Genomic DNA, 12,444 nt, shown 5'->3' on the forward strand with positions numbered 1-12,444 from the left:
TTGTATTAAATTATTTAACCTGAGTTCGATATAAAAAAAGAGTAGAAAAAAAGCCCTGTTTTTGTAACATATTGGTTCTCAAGACAAAATGTTATAAAACAAGGCTTCTCAATGGATCATATTACCGAATTATTTTGTATTTTGGATGATTTCTGCAAAAAATTTAATGAATCTTTAGAGAAAGCTTTAATTTCTAATCAAAAAACCAGGTTGAAAAAGTCAGCTTTAAGCTTGTCTGAAGCAATGACCATTGTCATTTTATTTCATCAATCCGGTTTTAGATTCTTCAAATATTTTTATTGCCAAATGATCGTTCCATTCTGGAAATCTGCTTTTCCTAAACTGCTTAGCTACAGCCGATTTATTGAAATCATGCCCCGTTGTTTGCAAGCTCTGAGTAGCTTCTTCCATCAGGTGAAAGGAAAAGATACGGGAATCAGTATCATTGACTCCACTAAATTGGTAGTTTGCCATAATCTTCGGATTAAAAGGCATCGTGTATTTAAAGGCTTGGCCGGTCGTGGAAAAAGTAGTACGGGTTGGTTTTATGGTTTTAAATTACATCTCGTTATCAATAATTTAGGTGAAATTATTAATCTCAAGCTGACATCGGGAAATGTTCATGATGTTGCTATATTAGAATCTTTAACTCAAGAATTAAAAGGGATCCTACTCGGAGACAAAGGCTATTTAAGCAAAGCAAAAGCCGAAGCTTTAGCAGCAAGAGGACTGAAAATATTGACCCCATCACGTCGGAATATGAAAAATAAACCCATCCAAACTGAAGAAGAAAAACAATTACTTTGCAGAAGAGGATTGATCGAAACAGTGAATGATCAATTAAAAAATTTACATCAACTTGAACATTCACGTCATCGTTCGGTAAATAACTTCATGGTGAATATCATGGCTGCTGTAGTGGCTTATTGTTTGAACCCCAATAAGCCAACTTTCCAAAATATGCTAAAAGGTTAAGTGGATTTCATCGAACTCAGGTTATTTATTAAGAAAAAATTAAAACTTAATTAAATAATAATTTAAATTGCAGATTTTGTTAGAAAAAACTCCTTTAAAAGTTGCACTTTATCGGAATCGTCAGACAAATAACCATAAATCCTATTGCTTAACTTTGAATAGCTGTTTTAGAGTGAGAGCTATGTAAGGAACACATTACATTTCCAATACTCTAATTCTTCCCATCCAATTGGAATGTAATACGCTCTTATAAGTTTTGATACCGGATGTTGCAGTATCTAAGCAAATTGGTTGTATCGAGATTTTCTTTCGAAAATCGTATTTATACTGACAACAATAAAACAAGAACGATTATAAGAAATGCAAAAAGGACGAACGCATGGCCACTTATATTATGATTGGCAGTTTTCTGCTGTTCTGTGCCGTACTGATGGCATGGAAACGCGTAGAAAACAGCAATAAGCAGCAAGACAGCGCACTGAAGCAGCGTGCCATTTTTAACCTGAATGAACAGATGACCTATACACGTCTGAAGGAAATTCTCCCAGAACATACCATCCTGGCACATGTCTCCTATGACGCGCTGCTGACAACCAAATTTTTCCGTACCCGGAACAAGTACCGTAATCTGGTGGCTGATTTTGTTGTGCTGGATCAGAACCATCAGGTGGTTGCCATCGTTGCCGTGGACGATCCGGTGGTCTTAAGACGCCCGCAACAGTCACAGTATCAGGATGCACTGTTGAGCATGGCGGGCTATAAGGTGTTTCGTTATGAAGATATTCCGGAATATTATGAGTTGCGTCGTGATTTTCTGAATGAAGATGAGGAGAGTGCGGTAGCTTCCAGCCCACGGATCCTCCCAAAGCAGTACCCACTGTATTCCCGTCTGGCCCAGCCTAAGGCCAAAGCAGTGGGATAAGATTTAAAATAGGCGGGAACAAAAAAAGCATGCAGGTTGCATGCTTTTTTTATTGGGAAAACCCTGGCTTATTCCGGTTTCACCGCAACCACAGTCAGTTCAACCAGTACCCGTGGATCATACAATTTAGCTTCGACACAGGTACGTGGCAGGGCTTCAATATCGGCTACCCAGGCATCCCAGACTTCATTAAACGCGGCATAGTCACGTTCAATGTCTTTCAGGTAAATGGTTACCGACATGATATGGCTTTTATCAGTACCGGCATCAGCTAGGAACTGGTCAATGATGTCCAGGGTTTGCTGGGTTTGTCCTTTAATATCCAGCTCCAGATCCGTAGCAAGCTGGCCGGCTAGGTGCACCAGATTGCCCGAAATGGCGATTTCAGAAAAACGGCTGGAAACATGCAAACGTTGAACAGTCATGGTTTTAATCCTGAGTTTTAGGCATCAGCGCCGCGACTAAAGTGGTCAGCAGACAGCCGATAGCAAGATAGATCGCAACATAATGCCATGAACCGTTGCCCCAAATCACCAGTGAAGCGGCAATCATTGGAGTAAAACCACCACCGATGATGCTCGCAACCTGATAACCAACACCAGCACCGCTATAACGGTATTCGGTACCGAACAAGGAAGTGAAAATCGGCTGATGCACGCTCACCACCATGTCATGCGCAACGTTGGCCAGCAGAATCGCCCCAATAATAATCATCCAGGTATTTTGTGCATCCAGTGCCATAAAGAACGGGAAGGCAGACAGTGCACCAATCAAACCACCCCAGACGCACATGGTCTTGTGATTGATCTTGTCCGATACCCAGGCAAAGAAGGGAATGCTGAAACAGCTAATCGCACCCACCATCAAGGTAATGTTCAGGAAGAACTGCTTGTCCATGCCCAGATTATTGGTTGAATAGTTCAGGGCAAAGTTGGTCACCAGATACATGGTCAGCAATTCAGTCAGACGCAGGGCAATGATGTAGAAAAATGCCTTCGGATGTGCAGTAATTGCTTGCAGGATCGGCAGTTTTTTTGGCTTGTCTTTGGCTTTCGCGACTTTTTCCAGGAATTCCTGAGATTCATCCTGACCGCGACGAATCCACATGGCGATGCCGATCAGGATAATGCTGGCAATAAACGGAAGACGCCAAGCCCATTCGGCAAAGGCCTGTTCACCTAAGGTGGCAATAATCAGAGACACTGCACCGGTCGCTAAGACCAGACCGACACCATAGCCGACCTGAACACCACTACTGTAGAAGGCTTTTTTGCCTTTCGGGGCATTTTCTACCGCCATCAGGGCAGCACCACCCCATTCACCACCAACCGCAAAGCCTTGCAGGGCACGTAAAGTTACTAATAGGACAGGTGCCCACCAGCCAATCGCAGCAAAATTCGGTAACAGGCCAATCCCGACAGTGGAGATGCCCATCATTAGCACCGTGAGCACCAGCATTTTTTTACGGCCGAGCTTGTCACCAAAGTGACCAAACACGATGCCACCGAGCGGACGGAACAGGAAGCCGACTCCAAAGGTCGCGAGCGCCGCCAAGGTGCCCATATTGTTGCCAATGCTCGGGAAAAACTGGTCTTTAAAAATCAGTGCAGCCACGATGCCGTAGAGAAGGAAGTCATACCAGTCAACGACTGCACCAATGAAACTGGATAGTGCAGCTTTACGCGCGCGTTGTTCTTGAATAAGAGAAAGAGATGTAGGGTTTGCAGAAGACATGCAGGATAGGATTCCATGGGAGATTACAGAGTGCCCTGCAATATTCGGATTGATCGTCACGCCAATCACAGGACAGCATGCTGAAAGTAAAGGTGATTTTCAGCATCTCAGCACATACATGGATAATGCATTGCGCGGATAGATTACTCCAAAAAATTAAAATGTAAAAATAAAGTTGTTGTCTTTTTAGACTAATGGCCTATTTCTTAGGCAGAGGGGGATTAAAGCAAAGAAAGCTGGGTTTCCTGATGGCGTTGTGAAAGCTGATATACACCGACGCCAATCAGGCGAAACTGTAGCTCAGGGTCAAGGTGCATGCCCTGCAATAGAAGGTAAAGAGCTTGCTGCATTTCCTGCGGATCTTTAAAGATGGAACGGAAGCTGCGACTATGCTGAATGATCTGGAAATTTTTTAGTCGGAGTTTCACGCTGATCCCGCGGGCAGAAAGCTGTTTCTTCTCCATACTGTTCCAGACCTGCTGAATCAGCGGCTCCCAATAAGGACTGCATTGCGGCAAATATAAGTCATCGCCAAAGGTGGTTTCCTTGGAAATCTGCTGGCGTTCGCGTTCCGCTTCTACCGGCCGTTCATCAATGCCCTGGGCATAGAGAAACAGGCGTTTGCCATATTTACCAAAATGCTGGATCAGTATCGCCTCATCGACTTGTTGCAGATCACCTAAGGTTTCCAGATTCAGGCTTTTCAGTTTTTCCTGGGTGACTTTGCCCACACCGGGAATTTTCTTGAGCGGTAAATCTTGAATAAAGGCCTGTACCTGCGACGGCTTGATCACACAGATGCCATTGGGTTTATGCCAGTCCGAGGCGATTTTGGCGAGAAATTTATTCGGGGCGACACCGGCGGAAGCGGTCAAACCTGTGGTCTGGAAAATTTCCTTCCGGATGCGCATGGCAACTTCGGTGGCACTCGGAATCTGCTGCAGATTTTCCGTGACATCCAGATAAGCTTCATCCAGAGACAGCGGCTCAATAATCGGGGTATATCTGCGGAAAATTTCGTGAATCTGTGCTGAAACAGCACGGTACTTCTGGAAGTCGGGTTCAATCACGATCAGCTGGGAACATCGCTTGCGGGCCTGGCTCATCGGCATGGCAGAATGTACGCCAAATTCCCGTGCCGGATAGGAAGCAGCCGCGACCACGGCCCGTGGATGATGGGAAGCGATCACCACGGGCAAATGTTTCAGTTCCGGACGTTCACGCAGTTCTACCGAGGCGTAGAATGCGTCCATATCAATATGGATAATTTTGCGCATATGACATCTTAAAAGGCTTTTAGAAAGTTTGGAAGATGCTGATTTCAAAAGACTATAAGATTAAAAAACCATGAACAGTGCTATTTAGGCCGGCTATGGATCTGTTTTTTGAATTCATTCTGATTGCAAAATTATTTGGCTGCCTTTTGTGCAGGTGCCGCCTCAATCCCATTCTGTTGCAGGAATTTCAGCCAGTCGTTTTCTGAACCATAGAACACATTCAAATCTACAGGAACCGGAATGCCATTAATCTGGCCCTGGCTGGTATGCTGCCAGAAATGCCATTTCGGATTGCCTTTCAGTTCTGGCAAGCCTTTGTATTCGCGGATCCATAGCGGGACGTCAGAGAACTGTCCAGCTAGCACAATATTGTAAAAAGCCTTGGAGGTATAGAACATCGGCTGCTTGCCATAGTGCTGCTTGAGCAGGTCATGCATCACCTGAATTTCCTTGAGCAGCTGTTCCTTGGTATAGGTATTGATGCAGTTGCTGTCATATTCCAGGTCAATCACTGGAGGCAGGGCATCGGCCTTGTTCGGTACAGTTTCAATAAAGTTTTCTGCCTGGACTTTGCCGTCACGACAGAGGCGGTAGAAATGATAGGCACCAACCAGAAAACCCTGCTCGCGGGCTTTGAGCCAGTTGTCCTGGAATTTGGTGTCCTTGAAATCACCGCCTTCGGTAGATTTCAGATAGACAAAGCGGTATTTGTCCTTGGGAATCTTTTTCCAGTTAATCTCTTTCTGGTGATGGGAGACATCAAAACCATGAATGTCATATTCCGAAGCATTGGCAGGCAGGGGCTTAAGCAACAGCCACCACGCTGCACAGACAGCAGCAAGCAGCAGCATGGCACTCATCAATGCTGCCCAAAGGGGTGGATAATGCTTGGCAGTTTTCTTCATAACGGATCTTAAATTCTGACTCTGTCTAGCTTATACCGATTTGCCTGGAACTTTAATGGCCGATGCTCACACCGGCGTATTCTTTGGGATATGCCAGAAAATATAGGCAGCAATGATATTGATACAGCCGAGGCAGATCAGTGACAGATGGAAGGCATTATTCAGCTGCTCCGGACCAAAATAGGCACTAAACATATTCACCAAGGTCCCTGCCAGTGCAACCCCGATACTCATGGACAGCATCATGATCATGGACAGGAAACTGTTGCCACTGCTGGCATCCTGCTGGCTCAGGTCTTTTAGCGTCAGGGTGTTCATGGAAACAAACTGCAGTGAATTCAGAATGCCAAAGGCGAAGAAATGCATGGCACGCAGCCAGATCGGGGTATCCGCCGTGGTTAAGGCAAAACTGGCAATACACATACCCACCAGCAAGGTATTTACCAATAATACCTGACGATAGCCAAAACGCTGAATGATCTTGCGGATAATCGGTTTAGAGGCCAGAGAACCAAGCACGGTTGGAATCATCAGCAGGCCGGTAATAAAGGGCTCAAAACCAAATGCGACTTGCAGCATCAGCGGCAGTAGAAAAGGAATCGAGTTACCACCGAGACGGGCAAAAAAATTACCCAAAATCCCAATGGCATAAATCTTATTTTTAAACAGCTTGCTGCGAAACAGGGCATTGCTATGCGTATGCGAATGGTAGGCATAAATTAATGAGGTAAGTAAACCCACGGCAACTAGGGTTAAGCTCCACCAGAGTGGATAGAGGGGATTGGCAAAGTTTTCAATGCCGAGACAGAGCCCGACCATCGCGACAACCAGCAGCACAAAACCACTATAGTCAAAGCGAGCCACATTGGGTTCAGTGACATTCGGCATCGCTTTAAAAGTAATTAGGCCCCCCAATAGACCAATCGGCAGGTTAATTAAAAACACCCATTGCCAGGACAGGTATTCCACCATCCAGCCACCTAAAGTTGGGCCAATCAATGGGCCAATCAGTCCGGCCAGACTCATCAGGCTCATCGCGGATAAAAACTGGGTACGAGGAATAATTTTCAGCATCGCCAGACGACCGACCGGCAGCAGCAATGCTCCACCTATGCCTTGCAAGACCCGGAACATCAGTAAGGTATTTAAATCCTGAGCAATGGCACAGCCCAGTGATCCCAATACAAACACGATAATGGCAGTAAAATAGGTATTACGCACACCAAAGCGGTCGGCCAGCCAGCCACTCAAGGGAATGCAGGCTGCCACGGATAACACATATGCCACTACTACGCTATGCATGCGCAGCGGATCTTCATTCAGGCTGCGGGCAATCGCGGGCAGGGCAGTATTGATAATGGTGGTGTCCAGCCCCTGCATAAAGAAGCCGATCGATACCAGTAAGACCAGCAGTCGAAATTCAGGTTGCAGCGCTTGATGGGTGGGCGTGGCATTCATATGTGAGTGATAAAATTATTAAGTATTTGAATGTGGGCTAAGTTTAAAGCAATTCATTGGATTGCATGTAATAAATCGGTTGCAAAAATCGGGGATTTTTACTGAAAAATGTAGCAGTCCAATCTATAGCGATATCAGCAGGCTAAAGCTAGTTATATGCCTAAGGAATATTAAATGAATACTGCTGAAAGGAGCAGAAATCATTGACGACTACAAAACATCTGTCATGTTTGTCATGAAACTGCAATAAAACAGTCATAATCTTGAAAAAATTTTTCCACTATGGCCCTGAGGTCATGGTCCTCGAAAAGGTTTGGTTTTATGTCCATCGAAATATTGATGGTAATTGGCTTCTGTCTGGCAGCCTATTCTATCGTGGGTAATGACGTTCCACAGACGCTGGGAACCTTTATTTCATCCAATTCGCACCGTCCGTGGTGGGTGTTGTGGATTTATATCAGTACCATTCTGGTAGTGGTGTTGACCTATGGCTGGATCAGTTCTGGCGTTGGCGACGCCTCCTATGGCCGTCTGGAAACCATTCCTTTCCCTGCAGAAGGGATTACCTGGCTGTATGTGGTTCCGCCAGTCCTGCTGCTGATTCTGACCCGTTACGGGATTCCGGTGAGTACTACCTTCCTGGTGCTGACGATTTTCTCCCCAACCAGTCTAGGTTCCATGATGGTCAAATCCATGATGGGCTACGCCGTGGCTTTTGTGGTAGCGATTGTGGTCTACCGTTTTGTCATGAAAGGTATGGCGGAATACTTTGCCAAGACCCGCAATCATCCTCCATCTCATTTCTGGATCGGCTTACAGTGGCTATCTACCGGCTTCCTGTGGAGCCAGTGGCTGATTCAGGATTTGGCCAATATTTTTGTGTATGTACCGCGTCAGGTACCGCTGGAATTCCTGATCTTTGCCATTGCAGTATTTGTGACGCTCATCGGGGTGGTGCTATACCAGCGCGGGGGCGCAATTCAGAAGATTATCGATACCAAAACTGGCGTGACCGATATCCGTTCGGCAACCGTGATCGACTTTATGTATGGCGCAATCCTGCTGGTCTTCAAGGAATGGAGCAATATTCCGATGAGTACCACCTGGGTCTTCCTGGGTCTATTGGCCGGCCGTGAATTTGCCATGTCACTGTTCCTGTCCGAGGTGAACAAATATCGCACTTCACGCAATGTCAGCAAAGATGCGATGAAACTGATGTTCGGTCTGGCAATGTCGGTGATTCTGGCAACAACCTTACCCGCAGCGTATGAGTTCATTACTAACTTTGGCAAATAAAATTGAACAATAAAAAAGCGAGCCCAGTGCTCGCTTTTTTGTTTGTAAATCAGGTTTAAATGGCAAACTGTTTTGGACTGCCGAGATTTTTCAGGGCATTGAAAATATGTACCGAATGCTCGCAGACAATCAGCTTGGCGCGGTGTTGGGGGGGCAGGAAGCCTTCATTCACGGCATGATCCAGCTGGGCAATTAGCGGGTCATAAAAATTATTCACGTTATAGAGCATCATTGGTTTCTGGTGCTGATTGAGCTGGCCCCAGGTCGCAATTTCCAGAATTTCTTCAAAAGTCCCCAGACCACCAGGCAGGGCGACAAAGGCGCAGGCACGCTCCGCCATCAACGCTTTACGTTCATGCATGGACTGCACAATATGCAGTTCGGTCAACTTGCTATGTGCAATCTCATAATCCAGCATAAATTCCGGAATCACACCTACTGCTTCGCCGCCATGCTCGATCATGGTGTCAGCAACTTGGCCCATCAGGCCAATACTGGCACCGCCGTAGACCAGGCCGAAGCCGTTTTCGGCCAGACTCTGGGACAGCTGAACGGCTTTTTCTTGGTAAATCGGGTTATTGCCGGCACGTGAACCGCAGTACAGCGCTACCAGCGGGCGGGTGGTTTTGGGAGTTTTATTTTTAGTATGTTCAGTCATTCTTACTACACTTTGCATCTTTTCTTCACCTTATCATTTTTTTATTTGCTTGCTACAACATATATTAAAAATATGACAAAACCATGCATCTTCCTTGCCAATCTGCACGTCAAGAGTCAGGAAGCTTCAACCAAAGCATGAAAACTGATGAATTTCATTTTTAAATTGCTATACTGAAAATCTGTCTTACTACAATAGAATTCACATGGGTAGTCGAAGTTGGCGCTTTAACCAAATAAAACGTCACATTATCAAGTCTTTAACTCAAAGCGGAAATCATTCCACCTGCATCGCTCAACAGCATGTCTTTCCACTGATGTTCAGGGGAGCATGTGATGATTTTTGAGTGGATGTCCGATCCTTCAGCCTGGGTAGGCCTACTGACCTTAATTGTTCTGGAAATCGTACTGGGCATCGATAACCTGGTGTTTATTGCCATTCTTGCAGAAAAACTGCCGCCAGAACAGCGCAATACGGCACGTATCGTCGGCTTGAGTTTAGCCTTGGTGATGCGTCTGATCTTGCTGGCTTCGATTGCTTGGGTCGTGACGCTGACTGAACCGTTCTTCTATATCTTTGATCATCCATTCTCTGGACGGGACCTGATCCTGCTCTTTGGTGGGGTGTTTCTGCTGTTTAAAGGCACCATGGAATTGCACGAACGTCTGGAAGCCAAACCAGTCGTAAAAGATGAAAATCCTGTGCATGCCGTGTTCTGGATGGTCATTGTTCAGATCGTGGTGCTGGACGCGATCTTCTCACTGGACAGTGTGATTACCGCAGTGGGCATGGTTAAAGACCTGTCAGTAATGATGACTGCAGTGATTATCGCTGTGGGGATCATGCTGTGGGCATCCAAAGCCCTGATGGAATTCGTCAATCGTCATCCGACGGTGGTGATTCTGTGTCTGGGCTTCCTGATGATGATTGGTTTCTCTCTGGTGGTGGAAGGCTTTGGTTTCCATATTCCGAAAGGCTACTTATACGCAGCAATCGGTTTCTCGGTGATTGTCGAGTTCATTAACCAGACCATGCGTCGTAACCAGGAAAAAATGGTCACGACAACAGATCTGCGTTACCGTACGGCTTCTGCCGTGATGCGTATGCTCGGTGGCAAGCCGGCGCAGGACAATGACTCGCCAGAACCAGAAGATGTATTGGCCACCCGTGCCTTTGCCGATGAAGTCTTTGATGATGATGAAAGTGGTGTCTATCACAGTGTGATGGTACAGGGCGTACTCGGTCTGTCTGAACGTCCAGTGAAATCGGTGATGACCCCGCGTCCTGAACTGGAATGGATCGATCTGGATGAAGATCCGGAGATTATCCGTTCTAAGTTGCTGCATATGAGCCATTCGCGTTTGATCGTAGCCCGTGGTGAGTTGGACAATATTGCCGGTATCGTGCTGACCCATAAAGTCCTGAATGAATACATCGAAACCGGTGTAATGGATTTCGAAAAGCACTTACGTGAGCCAGTGATTGTGCATGAAAATGCGCAGGTGCTGATGGTGATGGATCAGTTGCGTCAGGCGCCGTTGCAAATGGCAATTGTCCTGAACGAATATGGCTCGATTGAAGGCATCGCGACCCCGATTGATGTACTGGAAGCCATTGCCGGTGAATTCCCAGATGAAGATGAAATGGACACTGCGGCTGAAAGCCTGGATGACGGCAGCCTGTTGTTGGAAGGTTCAACCGACATTCGTCATGTATCCCTGCTGATCGGTCGTGACCTGGTAGATGAATCAGAAGAATATTCAACCCTGTCCGGTTATATCCTATTCCACTTGGGACGCTTGCCGGAAAATGGTCAGAAGTTTGAAGCGGATGACCACATTTTTGAAGTGGTGACGATGGATGGTCATAAGATCGAGAAGGTTCATATTATTCCGCTGAAGCAAAAGGATTAAGCTCAGGCTTAAACCAAGTTTGCTAGAATAGCCCGCATTGTCGGGCTATTTTTTTGATTTTATTTTTGGAACTCACCATGTCAGAAGCATGTCCATGTGGACTGGGAAATTATGAGACCTGTTGTCAGCCACTGCATCAGGGTAAGCGGATTGCGCAAACGGCTGAACAGCTGATGCGTTCGCGTTACAGCGCCTTTGCCAAGCAGGAAATTAACTATATTCAAAAGACCACAGCATTGGGGCAGCAGGATTTTCTGGATATGCCTGCGATTGCAGACTGGAGTAAATCAAATCAGTGGCTAAAACTGGAGATCGTGCAGGCCAATGAAAAGCTGGACAAAACTCATGCGTTGGTCGAATTCAAGGCTCATTTCCATGATGGTAAACAGGCCCAGATACATCATGAAGTTTCACATTTTGTCAAAGTGAAGGATGTCTGGTATTTCCTGGATCCAACCACAGATCAAAAGCTTACGATGAAACAGCCCTGTATTTGTGGTTCCGGGAAAAAATTTAAGCAATGTTGTGCGCAATTTTTATAACTTTCACATAGATTTGCCTTAGAATAGCGCGCAACTTAAAGCCTCAGGTGGAAGCAGGGCGATGTTGTTGACCGTGATTTATATTATTGCCATTACCGCAGAAGCAATGACGGGTGCCTTGTCCGCCGGCCGCCGGAGTATGGACTGGTTTGGGGTCATCATTATTGCCTGTGTCACGGCACTTGGTGGCGGTTCGGTACGTGATGTCTTGCTGGGCCACTATCCACTGACTTGGGTCAAACATCCTGAATATCTGGTTTTAACCTGCTGTGCCGCTTTTGTGACTATCCTGATTGCCAAGTGGATGAAGCACTTACGCAATATTTTCCTGGTGCTGGATGCCTTGGGCCTGATTGGCTTTACCATCATTGGCTGTCAGATCGCCCTGGAAATGGGGCAGGGCTTTGTGGTCAGCGCCGTAGCTGGCGTATTGACCGGAGTATCTGGCGGTATTTTACGTGACATTTTATGTAATGATGTGCCGCTGGTGTTCCGCCGTGAACTGTATGCCAGTATTTCCTTTGTCGCGGTGATTTTTTACTGGATTTGTAGCAATGTCGGCCTATCCCTGGAGCTGACCATCATTTCCACCCTCATCTTCGGTTTTACCCTACGTCTGATTGCGATTTATTTTGGTCTAGAAATGCCAAAATTTATCTACAAGGATGACGATGAACAGTCCGCATCGTCCAAAGATGAATCATGAGCATGATTTTCAGATAAGCGAGGCAAAATAGCCTCGCTTCTGCATTCAATCGTAGTAT

The 12,444-nt window shown here is 46.1% G+C and carries 12 protein-coding genes; 6 read left to right on the forward strand and 6 right to left on the reverse strand.

Annotated elements, in window-relative coordinates:
• Positions 1–111: 111 nt before the first annotated feature.
• Both ABEF84_RS01120 and ABEF84_RS01125 read left to right on the forward strand, forming a co-directional pair.
• The gene (locus ABEF84_RS01120; protein ID WP_347455453.1) at positions 112–975 is read left to right on the forward strand and encodes an IS982 family transposase; all 864 of its coding nucleotides are present in this window, start codon (positions 112–114) and stop codon (positions 973–975) included.
• Between the two features lie 379 nt (positions 976–1,354).
• Complete coding sequence (locus ABEF84_RS01125) at positions 1,355–1,897, forward strand: DUF2726 domain-containing protein (RefSeq protein ID WP_347453433.1); 543 nt, start codon at positions 1,355–1,357, stop codon at positions 1,895–1,897.
• Between the two features lie 68 nt (positions 1,898–1,965).
• On the opposite strand, the gene ABEF84_RS01130 is transcribed toward ABEF84_RS01125, so the two are convergent.
• From ABEF84_RS01130 to mdtD, 5 genes are all read right to left on the reverse strand, one after another.
• Positions 1,966–2,322: a RidA family protein gene (locus ABEF84_RS01130; protein ID WP_347453434.1), complete on the reverse strand. Its 357-nt coding sequence runs from the start codon at positions 2,320–2,322 to the stop codon at positions 1,966–1,968.
• A gap of 4 nt (positions 2,323–2,326) precedes the next feature.
• A complete protein-coding gene (shiA, locus tag ABEF84_RS01135; protein WP_034587681.1) occupies positions 2,327–3,631 on the reverse strand; it encodes a shikimate transporter in 1,305 nt (434 codons plus the stop codon).
• Between the two features lie 221 nt (positions 3,632–3,852).
• Positions 3,853–4,908, reverse strand: coding sequence for a DNA polymerase IV (gene dinB, locus ABEF84_RS01140; protein ID WP_347453435.1), 1,056 nt, complete (start codon positions 4,906–4,908; stop codon positions 3,853–3,855).
• A 131-nt stretch (positions 4,909–5,039) separates the two neighbouring features.
• The gene (locus tag ABEF84_RS01145; RefSeq protein WP_347454538.1) at positions 5,040–5,813 is read right to left on the reverse strand and encodes a GH25 family lysozyme; all 774 of its coding nucleotides are present in this window, start codon (positions 5,811–5,813) and stop codon (positions 5,040–5,042) included.
• 66 nt (positions 5,814–5,879) lie between these two features.
• Positions 5,880–7,271: a multidrug transporter subunit MdtD gene (gene mdtD / locus ABEF84_RS01150; protein ID WP_347454537.1), complete on the reverse strand. Its 1,392-nt coding sequence runs from the start codon at positions 7,269–7,271 to the stop codon at positions 5,880–5,882.
• A 321-nt stretch (positions 7,272–7,592) separates the two neighbouring features.
• Between mdtD and ABEF84_RS01155 the strand changes: the two genes are divergently transcribed.
• Positions 7,593–8,567, forward strand: coding sequence for a hypothetical protein (locus ABEF84_RS01155; protein WP_034587688.1), 975 nt, complete (start codon positions 7,593–7,595; stop codon positions 8,565–8,567).
• 55 nt (positions 8,568–8,622) lie between these two features.
• On the opposite strand, the gene ABEF84_RS01160 is transcribed toward ABEF84_RS01155, so the two are convergent.
• The gene (locus tag ABEF84_RS01160; RefSeq protein WP_034587690.1) at positions 8,623–9,243 is read right to left on the reverse strand and encodes a TIGR00730 family Rossman fold protein; all 621 of its coding nucleotides are present in this window, start codon (positions 9,241–9,243) and stop codon (positions 8,623–8,625) included.
• Positions 9,244–9,560: 317 nt separating this feature from the next.
• Between ABEF84_RS01160 and ABEF84_RS01165 the strand changes: the two genes are divergently transcribed.
• From ABEF84_RS01165 to ABEF84_RS01175, 3 genes are all read left to right on the forward strand, one after another.
• Complete coding sequence (locus ABEF84_RS01165; protein ID WP_034587692.1) at positions 9,561–11,138, forward strand: TerC family protein; 1,578 nt, start codon at positions 9,561–9,563, stop codon at positions 11,136–11,138.
• Positions 11,139–11,215: 77 nt separating this feature from the next.
• Positions 11,216–11,680: a YchJ family protein gene (locus ABEF84_RS01170; protein WP_034587694.1), complete on the forward strand. Its 465-nt coding sequence runs from the start codon at positions 11,216–11,218 to the stop codon at positions 11,678–11,680.
• 61 nt (positions 11,681–11,741) lie between these two features.
• Positions 11,742–12,386, forward strand: coding sequence for a trimeric intracellular cation channel family protein (locus ABEF84_RS01175; RefSeq protein WP_034587696.1), 645 nt, complete (start codon positions 11,742–11,744; stop codon positions 12,384–12,386).
• Positions 12,387–12,444 lie beyond the last annotated feature (58 nt).

The sequence above is a fragment of the Acinetobacter sp. ANC 7912 genome (assembly GCF_039862785.1).
In the GTDB taxonomy this organism is placed as follows: domain Bacteria; phylum Pseudomonadota; class Gammaproteobacteria; order Pseudomonadales; family Moraxellaceae; genus Acinetobacter; species Acinetobacter thermotolerans.